The 242-nt window shown below is 61.2% G+C and carries 1 pseudogene; it reads left to right on the top strand.

What is annotated here, in order from left to right:
• Window positions 1-36: 36 nt before the first annotated feature.
• Window positions 37-242 (top strand): annotated as a pseudogene (locus QSV46_RS40835) (cell envelope biogenesis protein TolA); the annotation flags it as partial.

The raw sequence follows: 242 nt of genomic DNA, 5'->3' as shown, positions 1-242 counted from the left end.
ACGTTGACTATCGAACGGGAAGGGCTGATCAGACCGATGGCCAGAAAACTCAAGACCTACCAGACTTCGCTAGGTTTCTTCGAGCTGGCGATCGCCGCTCCGTCGATGAAAGCGGCTCTGGAAGCGTGGGGCGCAGACAGCAATCTCTTCCACCAGGGTGCGGCGAAGGAGAGCCACGATCCGGACGTCATCGCTGCGACCATGGCGAAGCCGGGCGTCGTTCTCAGGCGCCGGTCGTATCC

It is taken from the genome of Bradyrhizobium cosmicum, from assembly GCF_032290525.1.
Taxonomy (GTDB): domain Bacteria; phylum Pseudomonadota; class Alphaproteobacteria; order Rhizobiales; family Xanthobacteraceae; genus Bradyrhizobium; species Bradyrhizobium cosmicum_A.
Note: the sequence above shows the minus strand (reverse complement) of the source record. Positions and strands in the feature narration are given on the sequence as shown.